This window comes from Arthrobacter sp. AL05, assembly GCF_029960715.1.
GTDB lineage: Bacteria > Actinomycetota > Actinomycetes > Actinomycetales > Micrococcaceae > Arthrobacter.
On the sequence record NZ_JASBRC010000001.1, the window covers coordinates 366,472 to 385,660 of the forward strand.

The 19,189-nt window shown below is 67.6% G+C and carries 25 protein-coding genes and 1 riboswitch; of the genes, 11 read left to right on the plus strand and 14 right to left on the minus strand.

Annotated elements, in window-relative coordinates; all coding sequences use genetic code 11:
* Positions 1 to 63: 63 nt before the first annotated feature.
* Together modA and QK287_RS01715 are read right to left on the minus strand one after the other, a co-directional pair.
* Complete coding sequence (gene modA / locus QK287_RS01710; RefSeq protein ID WP_282358869.1) at positions 64 to 885, minus strand: molybdate ABC transporter substrate-binding protein; 822 nt, start codon at positions 883 to 885, stop codon at positions 64 to 66.
* Positions 882 to 1,292, minus strand: coding sequence for a TOBE domain-containing protein (locus QK287_RS01715; protein WP_282358870.1), 411 nt, complete (start codon positions 1,290 to 1,292; stop codon positions 882 to 884). Before QK287_RS01715 ends, modA begins: the two co-directional genes overlap by 4 nt.
* 173 nt (positions 1,293 to 1,465) lie before the next feature.
* Between QK287_RS01715 and QK287_RS01720 the strand changes: the two genes are divergently transcribed.
* From QK287_RS01720 to QK287_RS01735, 4 genes are all read left to right on the plus strand, one after another.
* A complete protein-coding gene (locus QK287_RS01720; RefSeq protein WP_282358871.1) occupies positions 1,466 to 2,569 on the plus strand; it encodes an FAD-binding oxidoreductase in 1,104 nt (367 codons plus the stop codon).
* Positions 2,551 to 2,763 (plus strand): BBE domain-containing protein, encoded by a 213-nt coding sequence (locus tag QK287_RS01725; protein WP_282358873.1) that lies wholly within the window; start codon positions 2,551 to 2,553, stop codon positions 2,761 to 2,763. Before QK287_RS01720 ends, QK287_RS01725 begins: the two co-directional genes overlap by 19 nt.
* 89 nt (positions 2,764 to 2,852) lie before the next feature.
* On the plus strand, positions 2,853 to 4,046 hold the full coding sequence (locus QK287_RS01730; RefSeq protein ID WP_282358874.1) for an AI-2E family transporter: 1,194 nt from the start codon (positions 2,853 to 2,855) through the stop codon (positions 4,044 to 4,046).
* Between the two features lie 25 nt (positions 4,047 to 4,071).
* Complete coding sequence (locus tag QK287_RS01735) at positions 4,072 to 4,944, plus strand: DUF4031 domain-containing protein (RefSeq protein ID WP_282358875.1); 873 nt, start codon at positions 4,072 to 4,074, stop codon at positions 4,942 to 4,944.
* Positions 4,945 to 4,989: 45 nt separating this feature from the next.
* Here the strand turns inward: QK287_RS01735 and QK287_RS01740 are convergent, their stop codons facing one another.
* Both QK287_RS01740 and QK287_RS01745 read right to left on the minus strand, forming a co-directional pair.
* On the minus strand, positions 4,990 to 5,502 hold the full coding sequence (locus QK287_RS01740) for an SRPBCC domain-containing protein (RefSeq protein ID WP_282358876.1): 513 nt from the start codon (positions 5,500 to 5,502) through the stop codon (positions 4,990 to 4,992).
* A gap of 25 nt (positions 5,503 to 5,527) precedes the next feature.
* A complete protein-coding gene (locus tag QK287_RS01745) occupies positions 5,528 to 5,941 on the minus strand; it encodes a YccF domain-containing protein (RefSeq protein ID WP_282358878.1) in 414 nt (137 codons plus the stop codon).
* Between the two features lie 179 nt (positions 5,942 to 6,120).
* Here QK287_RS01745 and QK287_RS01750 point away from each other — a divergent pair, with 179 nt between their 5' ends.
* Positions 6,121 to 6,516, plus strand: coding sequence for a hypothetical protein (locus tag QK287_RS01750; RefSeq protein WP_282358879.1), 396 nt, complete (start codon positions 6,121 to 6,123; stop codon positions 6,514 to 6,516).
* Positions 6,517 to 6,535: 19 nt separating this feature from the next.
* On the opposite strand, the gene QK287_RS01755 is transcribed toward QK287_RS01750, so the two are convergent.
* From QK287_RS01755 to QK287_RS01765, 3 genes are all read right to left on the minus strand, one after another.
* On the minus strand, positions 6,536 to 7,081 hold the full coding sequence (locus QK287_RS01755) for a YceI family protein (RefSeq protein WP_226775320.1): 546 nt from the start codon (positions 7,079 to 7,081) through the stop codon (positions 6,536 to 6,538).
* A gap of 114 nt (positions 7,082 to 7,195) precedes the next feature.
* Positions 7,196 to 8,233, minus strand: coding sequence for an LLM class flavin-dependent oxidoreductase (locus QK287_RS01760; RefSeq protein WP_253031891.1), 1,038 nt, complete (start codon positions 8,231 to 8,233; stop codon positions 7,196 to 7,198).
* A 46-nt stretch (positions 8,234 to 8,279) separates the two neighbouring features.
* Positions 8,280 to 8,876 (minus strand): phosphoribosylanthranilate isomerase, encoded by a 597-nt coding sequence (locus QK287_RS01765; RefSeq protein ID WP_282358881.1) that lies wholly within the window; start codon positions 8,874 to 8,876, stop codon positions 8,280 to 8,282.
* A gap of 86 nt (positions 8,877 to 8,962) precedes the next feature.
* On the opposite strand from QK287_RS01765, the gene QK287_RS01770 reads away from it, so the two are divergent.
* The 5 genes from QK287_RS01770 to QK287_RS01790 all read left to right on the plus strand — a co-directional run bounded on the left by QK287_RS01770 (position 8,963) and on the right by QK287_RS01790 (position 12,283).
* Entirely contained in the window at positions 8,963 to 9,571 is a 609-nt protein-coding gene (locus tag QK287_RS01770) for a HutD family protein (protein ID WP_226775310.1), read from the plus strand.
* Between the two features lie 63 nt (positions 9,572 to 9,634).
* Positions 9,635 to 9,703, plus strand: a riboswitch (guanidine-III (ykkC-III) riboswitch).
* Positions 9,704 to 9,712: 9 nt separating this feature from the next.
* The gene (locus tag QK287_RS01775) at positions 9,713 to 10,036 is read left to right on the plus strand and encodes an SMR family transporter (protein ID WP_226775309.1); all 324 of its coding nucleotides are present in this window, start codon (positions 9,713 to 9,715) and stop codon (positions 10,034 to 10,036) included.
* A gap of 2 nt (positions 10,037 to 10,038) precedes the next feature.
* On the plus strand, positions 10,039 to 10,446 hold the full coding sequence (locus QK287_RS01780) for a multidrug efflux SMR transporter (protein ID WP_226775308.1): 408 nt from the start codon (positions 10,039 to 10,041) through the stop codon (positions 10,444 to 10,446).
* Between the two features lie 155 nt (positions 10,447 to 10,601).
* Positions 10,602 to 11,612, plus strand: a complete 1,011-nt coding sequence (locus QK287_RS01785; RefSeq protein ID WP_282358886.1) for an aldo/keto reductase — start codon at positions 10,602 to 10,604, stop codon at positions 11,610 to 11,612.
* Positions 11,613 to 11,632: 20 nt separating this feature from the next.
* Entirely contained in the window at positions 11,633 to 12,283 is a 651-nt protein-coding gene (locus QK287_RS01790) for an MBL fold metallo-hydrolase (RefSeq protein WP_226775305.1), read from the plus strand.
* Between the two features lie 114 nt (positions 12,284 to 12,397).
* Here QK287_RS01790 and QK287_RS01795 read toward each other — a convergent pair whose 3' ends face one another.
* Both QK287_RS01795 and QK287_RS01800 read right to left on the minus strand, forming a co-directional pair.
* On the minus strand, positions 12,398 to 14,308 hold the full coding sequence (locus QK287_RS01795; protein ID WP_282358889.1) for a DEAD/DEAH box helicase: 1,911 nt from the start codon (positions 14,306 to 14,308) through the stop codon (positions 12,398 to 12,400).
* A gap of 289 nt (positions 14,309 to 14,597) precedes the next feature.
* The gene (locus QK287_RS01800) at positions 14,598 to 14,921 is read right to left on the minus strand and encodes a hypothetical protein (RefSeq protein WP_282358891.1); all 324 of its coding nucleotides are present in this window, start codon (positions 14,919 to 14,921) and stop codon (positions 14,598 to 14,600) included.
* Positions 14,922 to 15,104: 183 nt separating this feature from the next.
* Here QK287_RS01800 and QK287_RS01805 point away from each other — a divergent pair, with 183 nt between their 5' ends.
* Positions 15,105 to 15,770, plus strand: a complete 666-nt coding sequence (locus tag QK287_RS01805) for a class I SAM-dependent methyltransferase (RefSeq protein ID WP_226775302.1) — start codon at positions 15,105 to 15,107, stop codon at positions 15,768 to 15,770.
* 28 nt (positions 15,771 to 15,798) lie between these two features.
* On the opposite strand, the gene QK287_RS01810 is transcribed toward QK287_RS01805, so the two are convergent.
* The 5 genes from QK287_RS01810 to QK287_RS01830 are packed head-to-tail and all read right to left on the minus strand — an operon-like array spanning position 15,799 to position 19,077.
* On the minus strand, positions 15,799 to 16,041 hold the full coding sequence (locus QK287_RS01810) for a ferredoxin (protein WP_282358894.1): 243 nt from the start codon (positions 16,039 to 16,041) through the stop codon (positions 15,799 to 15,801).
* Positions 16,038 to 17,291, minus strand: a complete 1,254-nt coding sequence (locus QK287_RS01815; RefSeq protein ID WP_282358896.1) for an NADH-ubiquinone oxidoreductase-F iron-sulfur binding region domain-containing protein — start codon at positions 17,289 to 17,291, stop codon at positions 16,038 to 16,040. Before QK287_RS01815 ends, QK287_RS01810 begins: the two co-directional genes overlap by 4 nt.
* Positions 17,288 to 17,845, minus strand: a complete 558-nt coding sequence (locus tag QK287_RS01820) for a ferric reductase-like transmembrane domain-containing protein (RefSeq protein ID WP_282358897.1) — start codon at positions 17,843 to 17,845, stop codon at positions 17,288 to 17,290. Before QK287_RS01820 ends, QK287_RS01815 begins: the two co-directional genes overlap by 4 nt.
* Positions 17,838 to 18,794 carry an FAD:protein FMN transferase gene (locus QK287_RS01825; RefSeq protein ID WP_282358898.1) on the minus strand — a complete coding sequence of 319 codons (957 nt, stop codon included), beginning with the start codon at positions 18,792 to 18,794 and terminating at the stop codon, positions 17,838 to 17,840. Before QK287_RS01825 ends, QK287_RS01820 begins: the two co-directional genes overlap by 8 nt.
* Before the next feature lies 1 nt (position 18,795).
* On the minus strand, positions 18,796 to 19,077 hold the full coding sequence (locus tag QK287_RS01830) for a hypothetical protein (RefSeq protein WP_282358899.1): 282 nt from the start codon (positions 19,075 to 19,077) through the stop codon (positions 18,796 to 18,798).
* Positions 19,078 to 19,189: the final 112 nt, after the last annotated feature.

Sequence of the window (19,189 nt, forward strand, 5' to 3'; positions counted from 1 at the left end):
GTCCCCGGCCTGCAGGGCGGGCACCGGCAGGGCCGGCACCGGCAGGGCTGGTGGGGCGGGCCATCACGGCTGCGGGGCCCCGAAGCCGGCGTCGGCGAGGACCTTCTGGCCTTCGACGCCGGTCACAAAGGCAATGAATTCGGCCGCCAGTTCCTGGTTCCGACTCGCAGCAACGGTAGCTACCGGATAGGTATTGACCGCTTCCCGGGCGGCGGCAAAATCGATGCCCTGCACCTTGCCCCCCGCCGCCCTGACGTCGGTAACGTACACCAGCCCGGCGTCAGCCTGGCCCGAGCTGACCTTGCCCAGCACATCGGTGACGGACGATTCCTCGCTGACCGGCCGCAGCGCCACGCCGGCGACCCTTTCAACCGTCTTCGCGGCGGCGCCGCACGGAACCTGGGCGGCGCAGATGACCAGCTTCACGCCGGGCCGGGCGAGATCCTCCAAGGAATCGACGGCCGCCGGATTCGACGGCGGCACGGCGATGGTGAGGATGTTGCTGGCGAAGTTCCGGGAAGCCCCGGCCAGAAGCGATGCGTCGGCAAGTTTGGCCATGTTAGCGGTGTCCGCGGAGGCGAAAACATCCGCTGGCGCACCCTGGCTGATCTGGGTGGCGAGGTCGGACGAACCGGCGAAGCTGAGCCTGACGGCGGTGCCGGGATGGCTGGCCTCGAAGTCGGCAGCAAGTGAGGTAAACGTTGGCTTCAGGGATGCCGCGGCGAAGACGGTCAGGGTCCTGTTCGCGTCCCCGCCGGACCCTGACCCGGCAGCGGCGCAGCCCGAAAGGCCGGCCGCCAGCACCCCGGCCGTGATCAGCGCGACGGCATACCGCAGGACAACAGTCCGCCATGCCGCCAGGCCCGGAGTCGGGCCCCGCCTCATACGGCGCCCTTACCGCGCGGCGTCTCCAGGATCACCGTGGTGGCCTTAACAACGGCAGTGGCGACAGAGCCAAGTTCCAGCCCCAGTTCGTGCACAGCTTCGCTGCTCATCAGCGACACCACGCGGAACGGCCCGCACTGCAGTTCCACCTGGGCCATAACGGTGTCGGCGGTGATTGCTGTGACGAGGCCAACGAAGCGGTTGCGGGCCGAGCTGCCCGCTCTGGCCGGGTCATCGGGAAGCTGGGCCTGCTCCCGGGCGAGCCGCGCGAGTTCCAGCCCGTCCACGGCGTGGCGCCCGGCGTCGTCCTTGTGCGGGGTCAGGCTTCCGTTTTCGGTCCAGCGCCGGATGGTGTCATCACTAACACCCAGCAGCCGGGCCACCTCGGAAACGCGAATATTAGGCATAGGGCTACTCTAGCCCGCGCTTGCGGATCTTCAGTTGGTATTTGGGCGCAAAATCGAAAACCCAGACTGACGCCCGGCAGGTTCTTCGAAGCCGGGCCCCATAGCTTGGGCGCTGTTGTTGGGCCTAAAATCTTTGCGAGGGGTGGAGCCTCGGTCGTCCAAGGAGCAGCGCCATGAAATGGGTCAGGCCGGAGAACCCGGACTACGACGAAACACGCAAACTTTTCAACGCGATGATCGATCGGCGCCCGGCCGTCATCGCCCAATGTGCGGACCCGGGCGAGGTGGCCGAGGCTTTGCAGTACGCCAAGGACAACAGCCTGGCCGTTGCCGTCCGCGCTGGCGGGCATTCCGTTGCCGGTATGTCAACCAATGACGACGGTTTGGTAGTCGACGTCCGGCCGATGAGGTCAATCTCGGTGGACCCGGACAACAAGACGGTGACGGTGGGAGCCGGCGTGACGTGGGGAGAGTTCGACCGGGCCACGCAGGAACACGGCCTCGCCTGCACCGGCGGGCGGGCTTCCACCACCGGCGTCGCGGGATTCACACTGGGCGGCGGTTCGGGGTGGCTCGAGCGCTCCTACGGCTTCGCCTGCGACAACCTGCTTTCCGTCAAGCTCGTGACAGCCTCCGCAGAGCGGGTGACCGCCAGCGCCCAGGAGAACCCCGAGCTGTTCTGGGCCCTCCACGGCGGCGGAGGCAATTTCGGCATCGCCACCGAGTTCACGTTCCGCCTGCACCACCTTGGTCCTGGGGTTCAGGCGGGCCTGATGCTCTGGCCCGGCGATGCCTCGACCGAGATCAGCCGCGCCTACCGCGAACTTTGCCTTGCCGCCCCCGACGCCGTGGGCACTGCCCTGGTGTTCCTGACGGCACCGCCGGAACCGTTCGTTCCAGCCGGGATGGTGGGGAAACAAGGAGTAGGGATCGCCTATCTTTATGCGGGAGACCCCACTGACGGTGCTGAACACGCTGCGCCGTTCCGGGAGTTGGGCCCGGCAGTGGATCTGGTCAGCGAAATGAACTATGCCGATTTCCAGTGCATGATCGACGACCCGCCAAACCTGTACAACTACTGGAGCGCCGATTACCACAACGAGTTGCCGGACACCGCCCTGGACGTGCTCGTGGAGTCAGCGCAGAACCTGCCCGGCCCCCACTCCCAACTTCTGGTTGCCAGCCACCGCTGCAGAACCGCAACGCCAGGTGGGTCTCGCACCCGTTCGGGCTGGAGGAAACACCGGAAGGCGGCCAGGTGGCCAAGGCCTGGGTGAAGAAGTTCCGCCAGGACATCTCCCCCTATGCCACGGGCGGCGTCTGGCTGAACTTCGTCGGCGACGAAGGCCAGGACCGGGTCCGGGCAGCCTTCGGCGAGGAGAACTACAACCGGCTGGCCCAGGTGAAACTGGAGTTCGATCCGGAGAACACGTTTCGCGGCAACCAGAACATCCGGCCCGCCGCTACCTGATTGCCCGGCCGGTCCCCCGGCCTGCACCCTCCGGCTGTGAGACGGTTGGTAAGTAAGATGACCATCCGAGAGTGGGAGAGAAAAACAGCATGGGCAGTCCGGAACAGACAACCCCCTGGAGCGACAGCCTGGGCCGCGCCAGCATCAGGACCGCACAGGTCCTCCTGCTGCTGGTCCTGTCAGTGGTGGTGGTCTATGCCCTGATCCAGGTGCGCCTCGTGGTGATTCCCGCGCTGCTGGCCCTGATCCTCGCCGCCGCGATCGCACCCTTCGTCCACTGGCTGCGCCGCCGGGGCTGGCCCAGCACCGCCGCCACCACAGTCTCGTTCCTGGCGCTCCTGATCGCGTTCGGCGCTGTCATCACGGGCATCGTGGTCGCCGTCGTCAGCCAGGCCGACCAACTGGCCAGCAAGGCCACGGAGGGCTTCGACCGGGTTCACGCATTTATTCGTACGGGTCCGATCCCGGTTGATGACCAGCAGATCCAGCAGGCGCGGGACGCCGTCGTCGATTTCGCCACCAGCAGCACCGTGGGCGCGGGCGCCATTTCCGGGCTCAGTGCGGCCGGCAACGTCATCACCGGGGCCCTCCTGATGGCTGTCATCCTGTTCTTTTTCCTCAAAGACGGCCAGAGCATCTGGGCCTTTGTGCTGCGGGCGTTCAAGGGCCCGAACCTGGTGAAGGCACGCCGTGCCGGGGAGCGCAGCCTGAACGTGCTCGGCGGCTACGTGCGCGGAACATCCATAGTGGCCCTGGTCGACGCCTTTTTTATTGGCCTGGCTCTGGTAATAATGGGCGTTCCGCTCGCGCTGCCGCTGGCCGCACTGACCTTCATTGGCGCCTTTATCCCGCTGATCGGCGCTACCCTTGCCGGCACGCTCGCGGCCCTTGTCGCGCTGGTTGCCAACGGCCCGGTCGCGGCCCTGATCGTTATCATCGTTGTGATCGCAGTCAACCAGCTGGAGGGGAACTTCCTGCAGCCCGTGGTGATGGGCCAGGCCCTCAGCGTCCATGCCCTGGTGATTCTGCTGGCCCTAACGGCCGGCACCATCCTCGCCGGCATCATCGGCGCGATCCTTGCCGTCCCCTTGGTGGCTGTGGCCTGGGCCGCGATCAAGGCCTGGAATTCCGGAGACGACATTACCCCCGAGGCCATTGCAGCGGCCGAACACGAAACCCGACTGAACGAAAGGGGCGACGGCGTGCGGTCCAAGCCTAGGCGTGCGCGGGGCCGGCAGAACGACGGGTCGGACGCTGCCGCCGCCGATGTCCCACAGGACTGACCGGCGGCCGGATTAGACTTCCGTCATGGCCATCTACCTCGATCCGCCGCTCTGGCCTGCACACGGAACGCACTTCTCGCATCTGGTCTCGGACGCCTCGCTGGCGGAACTGCACGACTTTGCTGCGGCCGCGGGCATTCCGGACAGGGCGTTCGACGGCGACCACTACGACGTCGCCGAGGCCCGCTACAGCTCCCTAGTGGCGGCCGGAGCCATCCCGGTGGAGGGGCGGATCCTGGTCCGGAAGCTGATCGCCAGCGGGCTGCGGATCCCGGCCCGGCGGCGCAGCGGCTCACTCAAGCTGCCCCTGCTGACCCGGTGGAACGGGACCCTCCCCGGCCACGACGCCCTGTTCCTGGACCTGCTGGATCGCTGGGGCGAGGAGCACCGGAAGTATCACGGCCGCACGCACCTCCTGGCGGTCCTTGAGGCGTTGGACCTCCTCACCGGGCCTGCGGAGCCGCCTCGGACCGTGTTGCTCGCCGCCTGGTTCCACGACGCGGTTTATCGGGGGGTCGCCGGCCAGGACGAGGAGGAGTCGGCCCGGCTCGCCGAGGACCGTCTGGCCCATGCCGGCCTTCGTCCGGCTGAGGTGGAGGAAGTTGGCCGGCTGGTACGGATGACTGCGGACCACCGGCCGGAGCCCGGCGATGACGATGCAGCACTGCTCAGCGACGCCGACCTCTCGGTGCTGGGCGGAACCCCGGCAGCCTATGCCCGGTATCTGGCCGCCGTCCGGGAGGACTTTGCGCACATCGGCGACGACGACTTCGCCGCCGGACGCGCCGGCGTCGTCCGCCACCTCCTGCAGCTGGACCCGCTGTTCCATACCCGGCGCGGCAGGGAACTGTGGCTGGAGCCTGCACGGCGAAACCTCAAGGGCGAGACGCAGCCCTAGCCAAAAACCCGGTGGCCAGGCTCCAGCCGCGGCGTCCGGATCCGTTCAGGTACCGCGGCGGAGGTGTCCGGCGAGTCGGTCGAAGGACTGACGCCAGCCGACGCCTTGAGCGTCTCTGTTGTCGATACTGTCGAAAGGTCCCTGGAAGAACGTCATCCTGGTGCCGCCGTCGATCTCTTCCAGCTGGAACGTCACCTCGGTCTCGAAGCCTCGGGTTCCGTCCGCCCGGTCCCAGGCATGGGTGAAGACGAAGAGATGGGGCGGTTCGATGTCTGTGTGGACGCCGCTCCACCAGTGTTGCTCGCCGGTTCTGTCCTGGATCATGCAGGCCCGGTAGAGTCCGCCGATTTCCAGATCCGCATCGATGCTGTCCCGTGGAGTGTGGAATCCCCGCGGCCCCCACCATTCCGCAGCTTGGTCCGGGTCCGTCAAGGCGGACCACACCCGGGCGATGGGCGTCTGGAATTCGCGGGTGACCACCAGCATCAGGTCCTCTGCTGCAGCCGGGGCGGTTCCCTGCCCGGACCTGGCCGGACCTGCGCTGACGTGCTCGGACATCTCGGGACTCCTGCTCTGAAAGGGACTAGCGGTAGGCCTTGCTGTAGCTCGTCGCAAAGGGCCGGTCACTTGGGACGACCTGTTTGCCAAGCGGCATCAGCGAGACCGGAATCAGCTTGAGGTTGGCGATGGCAAGCGGGATGCCCACGATGGTGGCGGCCATTGCAATGGCGGTGACCACGTGGCCAATGGCAATCCAGATACCGGCGACGAGGAGCCAGATGACATTCCCCAGCAGCGAAAACACGCCCGTTCCACCGGGGCGGTCCACCACGGTTCGTCCGAAGGGCCACAGCGCATAGTTCGCGATCCGGAACGACGCCAGCCCCCACGGAATGGTCACTATCAGCAGGCAGCAGACGATACCGGCCGCGAAGTAGCCAAGCGAAAGCCAGAGGCCGCCGAAGAGCAGCCAGATGATGTTCAGCAGTGTCTTCATGGCTCCATTCTCCCCCGCCGGAGCCCATTCCGGCCTAGGGGTTCACCCTGAGAAATTCCTGAAATCCCCCGGGCCGCCCCGGCACGGCGCCCGGCGCTTTGCGAACGCACGGAAGGGCATAATACTTGGACCATGCCTGCACTCCTGAAGCTTGCCCTGATCGCGCCCGGGAGACGCAGATGACAACCATCGGAGACCTTCTTGGTCCCATTCTCGAAGTCATGACGTGGGTGGGTTTCGTCCTGGGCCTGCCGCTTCTGGTGTGGGGCTGGATTCGTCGCCGGCGCCGGTGCCAGTGGACCGGGACCACCGGGACAGTTATCAGCGCGGGCGGATTCACCGGCTACAGCTGGACGGACCACTCCGACGCCGGCCACCGGTCCCTGCTGCCGGCGGCCGAGTCGGGCGGCCTGGTGGTGGGCACCGACGTCGAGCTGTTCTACGATGTGTGCCACCCCTCGCGCTGGGGGCTGACCCCGCCAAAGCACGACAATGCGGCCTGGACCCTCGGCTGGATCCTCACCGGGGTGGGGATCCTGTCCACGGTCGGCGGCTTTGTGCTGCTGCTCTTCTGAATCCTGCGGAACCGGCCGGCTAGGCCTGCTTGACCATTGCGGCTTCGACATTGATCTTGACCTTGTCACTGACCAGCAGGCCGCCGGTTTCGAGCGCGGCGTTCCAGGTTAGGCCGAATTCCTTGCGGCTGATGTCCGCTTCCGCGCTGAACCCGGCACGGGTGGCGCCGAATGGGTCCACGGCAACTCCGGTGAACTCGACTTCCAAATCCACCGGCCGGGTAACGTCCCGGATGGTGAGGTCACCGGTCAGCACGTAATCCTCGCCGTCGCCCCTGATGCCCTGGGCGCGGAACGTCATCTCCGGATACTTTTCGACGTCGAAGAAATCGGCTCCGCGGACGTGCGCGTCGCGGTTTGCGTCTCCGGAATCAAAGCTGGCGGTCTTGATGCTGGCATGCAGGCTGGAGTCCGGCAGGGACTCACCGACACGGGCCTCCGCCGTCGCCTCATTGAAGCGGCCCCGGACCTTGCTGATGCCGGCGTGGCGGACGCTGAAGCCGACTTCGCTGTGGGACATGTCCAGTGTCCAGACGCCTTGGCTCAATCCTTCGGGCAGTGTCACAACGGTCTCCTTCGCGGCTGGCGGGCCGGGCCCGCCGGATCATCGGGGTACTCCCCCAAGGAGCCATGCTAGCCACGCCAACGCGGCGCGGCTAGCCTCTCGGAACCCGACCGGCTACGACGCCGGCTGCGGGGCCCAGCCGATCGCCGGTGCGATGTGCCGGACGACGGTGCCCAGCAGCTTGGCGTTGAAGTCCACGCCAAGCTGGTTGGGGACGGTGAGCAACAGGGTGTCCGCGGCCTGGACGGCGGCATCGGCGGCGAGTTCCCCGGCAATGGCGTCGGGCGCGCCAACGAAGCTCCTGCCAAACCGGGCCACGAGCCCGTCGATCACCCCGACCTGGTCGCGTTTCTCCCGCAGGGCGCTGAGGCCGAAGTACCGCCGGTCCTCATCGTCGACGATCGGCAGGACGCTGCGGCTGACCGATACACGCGGTTCGTGTGGATGGCCGGCGTCGGCCCAGGCCTGGCGGAACATGCTGATCTGCTCGGCCTGGAGCTGGTCGAAGGGCACGCCGGTGTCCTCCGTGAGCAGTGTGGAACTCATCAGGTTCATGCCCTGCTCCGCAGTCCAGACGGCGGTGGCGCGCGAGCCGGCGCCCCACCAGATCCGCCCGCCGAGGCCGGCGGAATGAGGCTGGACGGGCAGCAGCCCGGATCCGCCGCCGGCGTAGCGCGGCTCGGCCTCCGCCATCCCGGCGCCCGAGATGGCGCGGCGGAACACCGCCGTGTGCCGCCGCGCCATGTCCGCATCGGTTTCGCCGTCAGCCGGCACATGGCCGAACGCCGCGGCGCCGTCACGGGCGGGTTCGGGTGAACCGCGGCTGATTCCCAACTGCAGTCGCCCACCGCTGATCAGGTCCGTGGCGGCGGCCTCCTCGGCCATGTACAGCGGGTTCTCGTAGCGCATGTCAATCACGCCGGTGCCCATTTCGATCCGGCTGGTCCGGGCGGCGACAGCGGCCAGCAGCGGGAACGGGGACGCCTGCTGCCGGGCGAAGTGGTGCACCCGGAAGTACGCACCGTCCACGCCCAGTTCCTCCGCGGCAACGGCCAGTTCGATGCCCTGCAGCAGGGCGTCGCGGGCGGTCCGGGTGCGGGAGCCCTCGCCGGGGCCCCAGTGTCCGAAGGACAAAAATCCGATGCGCTTCATGTCAGGGGCAACACGGTGCGGACCGGCGGCATTCCTGCGGCAGCGGTCAGGGCTTCGCCGCCGTCACGAAGTCCCGGATTTTGGCCAGGTCCTTCGCCCCGCGGGAAGATTCGACGCCGGAGGAGACGTCCACCCCCCAGGCATCTGCCTGCGAGGCCGCGCCGGCGACGTTGGCGGGATCCAGCCCGCCGGCCAGGAGCCAGTTGCGCCCGGCCAGCCCCTTGGCGCGGACCAAGGCGTAGTCCCAGGCCTCGCCGGAGCCGGGGACGGCGGCGTCGATCAGGAGCAGGTCCTCGCCCCAGTCCGCGAACGCCTCCGCCGCGGCGGACATGGTGACGGCCCGGATCAACTTGAGTCCGGCGTCGTGCACGGTGCGCACGTCTGCCGGGGTGCGGTCGCCGTGGAGCTGGACCCAGTCCAGCCCGGCTGCCTGGGCTGCGGCGACGGCGTCCGCCACGGTTTCGTGCCGGAAAACACCGACGGCGGGGAGCCCGGCCGGGACGTGGGCCAGGAGTTCCCGCGCCTGCGCCGGGGTCACTTCCCTGGGGCTGCGGGTCAGGACAAAACCGACGGCGTCCGCGCCGGCTTGCACCGCGGTCCTCACCGACTCCGGGGTGCTGAGCCCGCATACCTTGACGAACATTCGGCTCCTTCTGCAGTGTGCCTGAGTTTTCTGCCTCTGACGTTACCAAGACCGCACGGGCGGCGGAGCCTCGCTAAGGTGAAGGGATGGAGATCATCCGTTATGCCGAGTTGAAAGCCCACCCCTGGCCCAACGGCGGCGGGGTGACCCGCGAAGTGGCGCGCCGTCCTTCGTCCGGCGTTCCGCAGGACAACGCCGCAGGTGCCGGCTGGGACTGGCGGGTCAGCATCGCCGAGGTAGCCAAGGCGGGCGAGTTCTCGGCGTTCACCGGCATGGACCGCGTTCTGACCGTAATCGAGGGGGAGCTGTTGCTCCTGACCGTCGACGGCGCCGAACACCCGCTGGAGAAATACCGCCCCTTCCGGTTCTCCGGCGACGCCGCCGCGGCCGGGGCGCTGCCAACGGGCGACATCCGCGACCTGAACGTCATCACCCGCCGGGGAGCCTTCAAGGGCTTCACCTCCATCATCGAACTCTCCAAAAAACGGGCACACCCGGTGTTCGAGGGCCAGCTGGGCATCCTGCTCCAAGGCCAGGCGGCCGTCGCGCCCGGTGGCCCAGCCGACGCCGAGCAAGTCACCGAGCCGCAGGCGCTGGACCGCTATGACGCCGTCGTGGGTTCGGACACCGCGTCCCCCGAGATCCTGGGCCGCGGCTTCCTGGCCGTGGTCTCCATCGACGCCGTCACCGACTAGCCATCCCGAACCCCGTCGGAAGAGCGTACGTTCGCCGCACCGCGGGGGCGTTGCTAGGCTGGAACCAAGGCCGACTTCTTTGCGGCCTCCGGACGACGGATCAGTACCCGGCACGCGACAAGACTGGCCACAGGAGCTGTTATGGCGTGGTTAATACTCGTACTGTCCGGATCCCTGGAAGCCGTCTGGGCTGCGGCCCTGCACCGGACAACGCAGGCCTCCGGCCGCCGCCGGATTGCGCCGGCCGTGGTCTTCCTCATCTCCGTCTTGGCCAGTACCGGCGGCCTCGCGGTCGCCATGCAGTCCATCCCGACCGGCACTGCTTACGCAGTCTGGGTGGGGGTCGGTGTGGTGCTGACCTCCGCCTACGCGATGATCACCAAAGTTGAGCCAGCGACCCGGGGACGGATCCTGTTGCTCGGCGGAATCGTCGCCTGCGTCGCCGGCCTGAAGCTGGTGGTGTGACAATGGCCGCGAAACGTACGCCGAAACTGCCGGCCAAGGCGCCCACATCCACCCTGTCCTGGCTCATCCTGCTGGCCTCTGCTGTGCTGGAGGCCGTTTGGGCCACAGCCCTGGGGCAGTCCGACGGCTTCACCCGTCCGCTGCCCACCCTCGTGTTCGCGTTGAGCGCGACCCTGAGCATGGTGGGGTTGGGGCTGGCGGTGAAAAGCATCCCGCTCGGTACGGCCTATGCCGTCTGGGTGGGGATCGGCGCGGCGCTGACGGTCGGCTGGGCGATGGCCACCGGCGTCGAGCCTGCGAGCCCGCTGAAACTGCTGTTTATCGCAGGGATTGTGGGCTGCGCGGCCGGACTGAAGCTGCTGCCGGCGCCACAGCAGCCGCAATCCGCTGCCGGATCTCCCCGCGTTTGAGCCAGAACGACGGCGTGTCCCGGCGACGCGCCGTCGGACCGGCCACACAGCGTTCAAAGGGTGGGGAGACTCTGGCGCCGCCGCCCGGAATACTCTTGCCTCGAGTGCGGTTCTTGGCTGGGACGGCAATTCCGGCAGCGAAAAGGAGTCCAAAGATGAATGCAGCGACAGTCCAACTCGGCGACGGACTGGTGGTCAGCCTCCTCGGGTTTGGCGGCATGGCCCTGACTCCGGTCTACGGCGACGTGGACCCCGCCGAGGCCCTGGCCACTCTGCACCATGCAGTGGATGCCGGCGTCAGCTTCATCGACACGGCGGACATCTACGGTGCAGGCAGCAACGAGGAACTGATCAGCAGGCTCCTCAAGGAACGCCGCCATGAGGTGCAACTGGCCACCAAATTCGGACTCGTGGGGAACCCGGCAGCCGGCTACTCCGATATCCGCGGCGACGCAGCTTACATTCGGCAGTCCGTGGACCACAGCCTCCAGCGCCTCGGCACCGACACCATCGACCTGTACTACATGCACCGCCGTGACCTCCGCGTTCCGATTGCGGAAACCGTGGAGGCCATGGCGGGGCTGGTGCAGGCCGGCAAAGTGCGGCATCTCGGCCTGTCCGAGGTGACGGCCGAGGAACTTCGTGAGGCCGTCAGTATCCACCCGATCGCTGCAGTCCAGAGCGAGTGGTCCATCTGGAGCCGCGATGTGGAACGCCACGTTGTTCCCGCGGCGGCCGAACTTGGTGTGGGTTTTGTGCCCTATTCCCCGCTGGGCCGGGGATTCCTCACCGGCACCGTAGACGGCTCGAAACTGGGAACCAACGACTTCCGCCGCAAGATTCCCCGGTTCGCCGCGACGGCCCTGGACGCCAATCAGGGCGTGGTGGCCGCCGTACAGTCTGTCGCGGCCGAGCTTGCCGCTGCCGGCCAGCCCGCAACTCCTGCCCAGGTGGCTCTGGCCTGGCTGCTCACGCAGGGCCGAAAGCTTGGACTGCCGGTGGTCCCCATCCCCGGCACCCGCAGGGCGGCGCGGATCGACGAAAACCTCGGCGCGCTGACGCTCGACTTCACCGCAGCCCACCTCGAGAAACTCGACGCCGCCGCGGACGCCGTCGTCGGCTCCCGCTCGGCGGACCCCAGCTGGGTGTCCGAGGGCCGCGAATAGCCGATCCGTAGACTAACCCCATGGACACGCTTATTCACTCGTTACGGGACATCACCATCCGCCGGATTTCGGTCAGCGAGATGGACAACAACGTATATCTGCTCACCAGCAAGGACTCCGGCGCGCAGCTCCTGATCGATGCGGCCGATGATCTGGCTGCCATCCAGGGCCTACTCACCGACGCCGCCGCGGATACCTCCGCCACGCCGAAGCTGGCGCTGATTGCCACCACCCACCAGCACTGGGACCACGTCCGAGCGCTCCCGGGCCTGGTAGCGGCCACCGGCGCCAAGACGGCCGCCGGGACGGATGACGCCGCCGCACTCCCCGTTCCGGTGGACGTGCCGCTCGATCACGGGAACATCGGGAACTTCGACGGCTTTGATGTGACAGCGGTGCACCTGCGCGGGCACACCCCCGGTTCGATCGCGCTGGTCTACCAGGATCCGGACGGTCCGGCGCACATCTTCTCCGGAGATTCGCTGTTCCCCGGCGGGGTAGGCAACACTCAGAAGGATCCCGTCCGGTTCGCCCAGCTGATCGACGACGTCAGCGCACGCCTGTTCGATGTGTATCCGGATGAGACCGTCGTGCACCCCGGCCACGGGAAACCCACCACCCTGGGTGCGGAACGCCCGCACCTAAAGGACTGGCGCGCCCGCGGCTGGTAAGACTTCATCGAGTGCTCCGTAACTGCCCTTTTGAATCTTCTCAACGGCAGTTACGTGGGCCCACGACCGCCGGGTTCCCTGACCGGGCTTGCGAGGTCAGGGAGCGGCTGGGGCTTAGCGGCTGCGGCGTTCGTTCGACGCCGGAGCGGACGCCCGGCGGGGTCCGCCGCTGCGTGCCGGACGGCTTTCGCTGGACCTGCCGTTGCCGCCGCCCGCGTAGGACCCGCCCGAGGTGCCACCGGTGTTCGAAGACCAAACAGCCGAGTTCGCTCCGGTCTTGCTTCCAGCGGGCTTGGCGCCGGCGGCTGCCCGCTGGCCCGTAGCCGGACGCCCGCCGCGCTGGCCGCCAGCGGCAGCACCCGTGCGGGGTGCGCCGCTGCGGGGTGCGCCGCTGCGGGGTGCGCCGCTGCGGGGAGCCGAAGCGCCCCGGGCGTCGCTGCGTCCTTCGGCGGCCCGTCCGTCCGAACCGCGGCCGGCCGCAGCGCGGCCACCTGCAGCGGGAACATCGTTACGGTGCGCGCCGTATGAGGTGGAGCGGGCCCGGGCGCTGCGGCGTTCTGCACGCTCGGCATCCATCCGGTCCTCGTTCCGCTCGATCACACGATCTGCGGCGTTACGCGCAGCAGCCTGGCCTTCGTAGGCCACGGCGCGGCGCTCGGCCCGGGGAAGATCGGTGCGGGGAGCTTCAGTTCCAACGCGTCCGCGGCCACCACGGCCACCACGGCCACCGGCGGTGGGTGCCGCCTGGGTAGTGCGGCGGGCGCGCTTACGCTCGGCGTTGGCACCGGTGGAACTGCCGCCGCCCTGGTTGGACTTGGCAGCCAGCAGCGCGGCGCGGGTGCGCGGATCAATCTTGTCGGCCATGTCGCCCACCAGCTGGGCAACCAACGGGGAGTTGGCGGTGACGCGCTCGAAGTTGACGTCGACGCCGGCAGCCTTCATCAGCTTCTTGACGTCGGACTGCTGCTCCGGCAGGGTCAGCGTGACCACTGTGCCGTCGGAACCGGCGCGGGCGGTACGGCCCGAGCGGTGCAGGTAAGCCTTGTGCTCCGTGGGCGGATCCACGTGGATGACCAGCTCGACGTCGTCGACGTGGACGCCGCGGGCTGCGACATCGGTGGCGACCAGGACGCGGACCTCGCCGGAGGAGAACTCGGCCAGGTTGCGGTCACGGGCATTCTGCGAGAGGTTGCCGTGCAGGTCGACGGCGGGGATACCGGCGTCGGTCAGGGTCTTGGCAAGCTTGCGGGCGTGGTGCTTGGTGCGCAGGAAGAGCACCCGGCGGCCGGAACCCGAGGCAAGCTCAACAATCAGCTGCTTCTTGACGGTCTGGTCGTTGACCACCAGCACGTGGTGCTCCATGGTGGTGACCGCGGCCTGTGACTCATCCACGGCGTGGGTCAGCGGGTTGGACAGGTACCGCTGGACGATCTTGTCCACGCCGTTGTCCAGGGTGGCGGAGAACAGCATGCGCTGGCCCTGGCTGGGGGTCATGTCCATCAGCTTCTTGACCACCGGGAGGAAGCCGAGGTCGGCCATGTGGTCGGCCTCATCGAGGACGGTAATCTCGACGCCCTCGAGGGTCAGGATGCGTTGGCGGATCAGGTCCTCCAGGCGGCCCGGGCAGGCGATGACGATGTCGACGCCGGCGCGCAGTGCCTTTTCCTGGCGGGCCTGGGAGATACCGCCGTAGATCACTGTGGTGTTCAGTCCCATGGCCTTGGCCATCGGCTCGATCGTGGCATTCAGCTGGGTGGCCAGTTCGCGGGTCGGGGCCAGGACCAGGCCCATCGGGCGGCCGGGCTTGCGGAAGTGCTTCGCTTCCCGCTCAGCGAGTCGTGCTACAAGCGGGATGGCAAAGGCAATGGTTTTTCCGGAGCCGGTTCGGCCGCGGCCCAGGACGTCGCGTCCGGCCAGGGTGTCCGGCAGCGTCTTGACCTGGATGGGGAACGGTTCCACGATCCCCTGGGCGGTCAGGGTGTCGGCCAGCGCTTTGGGCGTGCCGAGGGCAGCAAATGTAGTCATAGGTTTCAAAGTCTTTCAGGCGGTATCCGTGCGGATATCGGCCCCCGGCGCCGGTTGGCTCAGGGGTTCGCCGAAGAAAAGTCAGGTGATCAACCGGCCAGCTGCTGGGTAAGCCGGCGGCCGGGACCAAATAGAACGCGTTCATCGACGCAGGATGTGCCTCTCACATGAAAAAACCCACTCCCTGAACGAAAACCGAAAGGAATCCGGCAGGGGAACCGGTTGATGAACCGGACCGATCATTCAAGACCAAAGTGGGCATCACTGCACATCAAGTTCACCTAGTCTATCATCCGGCAAGGCCAGAGCCGTTTCCTGCCCCAGCTGAGCACCCCGGGGCCAGGAACAGCGGGATGTGCGAGGGCGGCCGGGCCGGTAGCTGCGCGGCGGCCGGAATGTTCGCCGCCTCCGCCCGCAGGACCAGCAGCGCCTCCGTGTCGATCAGCTTGCGGGCTCCGGTCCGCTCGTCCAGGATCCAGAACAAGTCCATGGCCGCCACCGTCCGGATTACCTCACCCCGATGGAAGAGTTTCCCGTTGTGCCACGCCTCAATCCGGTCCCCCACCGACAGCTCCGCGCACGAATGAACCTGCCGCGTACCCCCTGCAGTCATTGCCCGTTCCCTCCCGGATCTTGTTCCTAGCTCCGGCTCCAGAGTCCCCCGCCGACGTTTCGCGAGCGTTTCCGGGCCGTGATTTTTGTGTGTCAATATTTCGGCAGCTCCGCTTTACCGGTGTCCCCGGCTGCCTTCCCCTGCCATGATGTGGGAAGGAACACACGAGCGGCGAGGACAGCAATGGCAGAGCACAATCATCCCGAGCACACCGACAACAGCGGCGCCGCCCAGATGTGGGACGAGCGGTACCGCAGCAGGGACAGGATCTGGAGCGGGCAGCCGAACCCGCAACTCATCGCCGAAGCCGCTGCCCTTCCGCCCGGAACGGCTCTGGACCTGGGCTGCGGCGAGGGCGCGGACGCCATTTGGCTCGCCAGCCGCGGCTGGGAAGTGTCCGGCGTCGACGTCTCCGCTGTCGCCTTGGAACGGGCCGGTGCCCATGCGCGGGAACGCGGCCAAAGCGGGAGCATCACCTGGCTCCGGCAGGACCTCAGCACCTGGGTGCCCACCGAGCTCTTTGATCTGGTGACGGCCCAGTTCCTGCATTCCACCGTGATGCCCTGGCAGCAGGCGCTGCAGCTGGCGGCCGCAGCAGTGCGTACCGGAGGGACGCTGCTTATTGTTGGCCACCACCCGGACGGGTTGCCGCCGTGGAGCCAACACCACGACCACTCACCGGAACGGTTCTATACCGCCGAAGACCTGGCCCGCGAGTTGGGGATTGCGGCGCCGGAATGGCAGCTCGACGTCGTCGACACCCGCCATCGCAGTGCCACCGGGCCTGACGGCGAGGCAGCCGCGCTGACCGACGCCGTACTGCGCGCCACCCGGCTGGCAGCCCGCTAGGCAGGCGGACGTACACGGCGGTTCAGGTCTAAGCCCGCTTGTTGTTTCGCTCGTGCACGAGCGACAAGGCCAGCTTGGGACACAGCTGGACGGCGTCCCGCGCCGCTTCCAGGCTTCCCGCGCTGACGGGGACGTCGGTGCGGTTGCCGGACCGGCTCCGCCGCGACACCGGGTAGCCCCAATCGTCGCGGGCCAGCAACGCCGGCAGCAGCTCGGTGCACAGCCCGCGGCCGTCGCATTTGGTCCAATCGATATGCAGCGAGTCGCTCATGCCGCACGTCCGCCCTGCCGCAGGCAACGGCCGGTGAGATGGGCCTTGACATCGTCGGCAAAGATGTCCAATGCGCTGCTGACCACTTGGACGGTGCCGTCGGGATGATGGCAGGCGCCTCGGCCGGAGACGAGTTTGCCGAGCCGGTTCAGCTCCCCGGTCAGCCGCGGGTTGGGTTCACCGGAGGCAATCCGGTTCAGGACGCCGGCCATGGCGGGAAGGCCAAACATACACGGTCCGCATTGTTGGGCGGATTCCCCCGCCAAATAGCTAAGGATCCGTGCCGTGGCCGCCAGCCCGCACTGGTCCGCGGGCAGCGCATGGATCACTCCGGCCCCGGGGCGCACCGTCTGCCCGTCCGGGCCGGCGGGCGATATCCGGTAGTCCAGCGGCCTGACCCAACGGCCGTGATATCCGCCGACCAACACGGCGGAGAGGGAACGGGCGTCAATTCCGGCGTCGCGAAGGATCACGCCGAGGGCAGCGTTTCCGGCAACCTCCTGCACTTGTGCCGGCCCCGGTCCGGAGACCGTGACGAGGCGGGTGCCGGGGTCCGCCGGTGACCCTGCGCTGCGGAACCAATCGGCACCATAGCGGGCGATGAGACCGATGTGGGCCAGCGTCTCGACATTCAGAACCAGGGTGGGGCGGCCTTTGAGCCCGGATTCGGCCAGCCGGCGCCGCTTGTCCAGCGGACGGGCGGCACCGGTGGCAATGGCATTGACCGCGGCGCTGGCTTCCCCGGCGATGAAAGCCTCCGGTGCCTGAACCAACCGGATCCGGCGTGCTGCCGGCCGCTCGGCAATCGCAGGTGCCGCCTCATCGAGGCTCGCTGACGCTGCGTAGAGGTACATCTGCGAGCCTGCCACTGCGCGGTTGGCCACCAGCAAGCCGTCAATCACCAGGTGCGGGGCATTGGCCAGCAGCGTCCGGTCCTTGAAACTGAGGGGTTCGCCCTCGGCTCCGTTGGCAATCACCACCGGACGCGCCGGCAGGATTCCGGCCGAGCGGGATTCCGCAGTCACCGCCATCTTGCGCCAGGAGGCGAACGAAGCACCGCCCCGCCCGGTCAGCCCGGAGGCTTCCAGCACACGGATAAAGTCCGGTCCGATCGCTTCAATATCCAGTGGCCCAAAGGCCTCGAGATGGTCCTGCAGTCCAGCGTGCGCCCCGGCGGCGAAGAGCCGGTAGGTCCCCACCGGCGCCTGGGGCCGGAGAGCTTCGGCAAGCGAGGTGTTGGGCGGGGTCATGGCAGGCCTCCTTGACGGGCTTTTGACGTTTCGAGGAAGACGGCGGAAAGCCGCCAGATTACGGCGCCGCCGACGGCGGCCACCGACGCTGTGGCCAGAATCAGGAACCACGCGCCGGTCCCGTCGGTGCCGTTGCCGATGGCGTGGGCCAGCGCGATGGGCCAGACTGCGTAGCTAAGCAAATGGACGGCCTTGAAGGTTCGTTGCCCGATGCGATGGCGGAGCAGCCCCGTAATGACAATGGCAAGCACGAGGTCCAGGGCAACCGTTCCCAGCCCCTGCCAAAACGGTCGATAGCCACTGAGGAACGGGACAACCACATCGATCACGTTGAGCTTGGCGAAGGAATCCAGCAGCAGCGACCCCACGTGCAGGCCAAGGAATACCGTGGCGAGGACGGCGAAGTTGCGGTGCAGGAGCGTGACGGAGAACCGCGGCAGGATCAGCAGCGGCCTGCCCGAACGGGTCAGGATGCCCAGCAATACCGTTGCTGTGAACAAAGCCAGGGAGATAAAGCCGCTCACCCGCCCAAAAGCCCACATGGCCTCATCCACGGTGGTGGCCTCCCAACGCCGTCGGCTGCTCGCTGGGCCACCCACCGGTGGTGATGATCCGTCCTTGCTGGTCAACAAAACGGCCGGCAATGCCCCGGTCCCGGAACCAGTCCACGGCACGAAAACCCCGGACGACGCCGGCGGTACTGAACGCGTTGGCCTCCAGGCACGTCGGGGCCGCGACTGTGACGGAGCGCCACACAGTTTCGGCGGGGAAGCCGAAGCGCGGATCCAGGATGTGGTGGACCTGCGCACCCGCGTGCTGCCACCGTCGTTTCTGGGTGCTGGAGGTGGCCATCGCGGATCCCGCACCGAGGCTCAACTGCTGGGCCGGATCGTCATTGACATCCTGGACGAGCACCTGCCACCCGCCGTCCGGTGCCGGACCGGCAGTGGCCAGGTCCCCGCCAAAGCAGGCCAACACACCGCAGCCCAACTCGGAGTAGACCTGATCGGCCGCCCGATCCGCGGCGATGGCCTTGGCGGTGGCGCCAAGGTCCAGGCGGATATCGGCAGGGACTTTCAGAGTCCGCCCGTCGATGCTAATGCGGGTCCATCCTGCGCGCGCCCTGGCAACGGGATGCCCCGCAGGGCCCGAAGCCGTCCCGCGCCCGCCGCGGGGGAACAGCCTGACGCTCACGATGTCCCGGTCGTAGCCCAGGGCTTCCAAGTCCCTGCCCAAGGTGGGATCAACGTCGCCCTCGGTCCAGAGGGCGGCGTCGAGGGCGCGTTCGACGAGCAGCGCCAGCAGCGGGCTGACCTGGGCGCCCGCGGCAAGTTGCGGACCCAGCCTGGCCAGTTCCGAATCGTGCCTGAACCGGCTGCAAGCAACGTCAATATCGGCGAGGGTCCGCCGGACAATGCCAGCGGCCGCTGTGAGCGCGCCCGGTTCGGTTACGGTGACGCCGGCTTCCAGGCCCCAGACGGTCCATGATGCGCTGGCAGTCATTTCAGGACCCCGACGATTTGCCGTGGACGGCTCCGCCGCTGCCCGGCTGCACGGGTGTTATTCCGGAGTAGCTTTTGACCTGGCGCCCACTACTGCTATTCGAACTGCCGCTCCCGGTGGACGACGAACCGGTGGACCCGGTGCTGGTGGTGGCTGCCGCCTTCGTGCTTGGGGTGGCGGCGTAGACGACAGCCGATGCGATCCCCGCGGTCACAAGGCTGCCCGCCGCGACGGTGACGGTGATGCCGGCGGCCAGTCGTTTGCCGCTGCTTCGAGTGTCCATGGCCTGCTCCTAGAATTCCGCGGTGAGAATGCCGCTACCTCAATAGTCCTCCCGGATTCTTTGTGTTTTCTTAGACAATGCTGTCCCCCGGATTTGAGTCTTCACGGCTTGT

Excerpts from the sequence above, each read along its gene's own strand:
- QK287_RS01715 (WP_282358870.1), bottom strand. The coding sequence starts at position 1,292 with ATGCCTAATATTCGCGTTTCCGAGGTGGCCCGGCTGCTGGGTGTTAGT.
- QK287_RS01760 (WP_253031891.1), bottom strand. The coding sequence starts at position 8,233 with ATGAAGCGCATCGGATTTTTGTCCTTCGGACACTGGGGCCCCGGCGAG.
- QK287_RS01730 (WP_282358874.1), top strand. The coding sequence starts at position 2,853 with ATGGGCAGTCCGGAACAGACAACCCCCTGGAGCGACAGCCTGGGCCGC.
- QK287_RS01815 (WP_282358896.1), bottom strand. The coding sequence starts at position 17,291 with ATGACCCCGCCCAACACCTCGCTTGCCGAAGCTCTCCGGCCCCAGGCG.
- QK287_RS01810 (WP_282358894.1), bottom strand. The coding sequence starts at position 16,041 with ATGAGCGACTCGCTGCATATCGATTGGACCAAATGCGACGGCCGCGGG.
- QK287_RS01735 (WP_282358875.1), top strand. The coding sequence starts at position 4,072 with ATGGCCATCTACCTCGATCCGCCGCTCTGGCCTGCACACGGAACGCAC.
- QK287_RS01720 (WP_282358871.1), top strand. The coding sequence starts at position 1,466 with ATGAAATGGGTCAGGCCGGAGAACCCGGACTACGACGAAACACGCAAA.
- QK287_RS01790 (WP_226775305.1), top strand. The coding sequence starts at position 11,633 with ATGGACACGCTTATTCACTCGTTACGGGACATCACCATCCGCCGGATT.
- QK287_RS01740 (WP_282358876.1), bottom strand. The coding sequence starts at position 5,502 with ATGTCCGAGCACGTCAGCGCAGGTCCGGCCAGGTCCGGGCAGGGAACC.
- QK287_RS01795 (WP_282358889.1), bottom strand. The coding sequence starts at position 14,308 with ATGACTACATTTGCTGCCCTCGGCACGCCCAAAGCGCTGGCCGACACC.
- QK287_RS01750 (WP_282358879.1), top strand. The coding sequence starts at position 6,121 with ATGACAACCATCGGAGACCTTCTTGGTCCCATTCTCGAAGTCATGACG.
- modA (WP_282358869.1), bottom strand. The coding sequence starts at position 885 with ATGAGGCGGGGCCCGACTCCGGGCCTGGCGGCATGGCGGACTGTTGTC.
- QK287_RS01800 (WP_282358891.1), bottom strand. The coding sequence starts at position 14,921 with ATGACTGCAGGGGGTACGCGGCAGGTTCATTCGTGCGCGGAGCTGTCG.
- QK287_RS01765 (WP_282358881.1), bottom strand. The coding sequence starts at position 8,876 with ATGTTCGTCAAGGTATGCGGGCTCAGCACCCCGGAGTCGGTGAGGACC.
- QK287_RS01775 (WP_226775309.1), top strand. The coding sequence starts at position 9,713 with ATGGCGTGGTTAATACTCGTACTGTCCGGATCCCTGGAAGCCGTCTGG.
- QK287_RS01780 (WP_226775308.1), top strand. The coding sequence starts at position 10,039 with ATGGCCGCGAAACGTACGCCGAAACTGCCGGCCAAGGCGCCCACATCC.
- QK287_RS01770 (WP_226775310.1), top strand. The coding sequence starts at position 8,963 with ATGGAGATCATCCGTTATGCCGAGTTGAAAGCCCACCCCTGGCCCAAC.
- QK287_RS01825 (WP_282358898.1), bottom strand. The coding sequence starts at position 18,794 with ATGACTGCCAGCGCATCATGGACCGTCTGGGGCCTGGAAGCCGGCGTC.
- QK287_RS01805 (WP_226775302.1), top strand. The coding sequence starts at position 15,105 with ATGGCAGAGCACAATCATCCCGAGCACACCGACAACAGCGGCGCCGCC.
- QK287_RS01830 (WP_282358899.1), bottom strand. The coding sequence starts at position 19,077 with ATGGACACTCGAAGCAGCGGCAAACGACTGGCCGCCGGCATCACCGTC.
- QK287_RS01785 (WP_282358886.1), top strand. The coding sequence starts at position 10,602 with ATGAATGCAGCGACAGTCCAACTCGGCGACGGACTGGTGGTCAGCCTC.
- QK287_RS01745 (WP_282358878.1), bottom strand. The coding sequence starts at position 5,941 with ATGAAGACACTGCTGAACATCATCTGGCTGCTCTTCGGCGGCCTCTGG.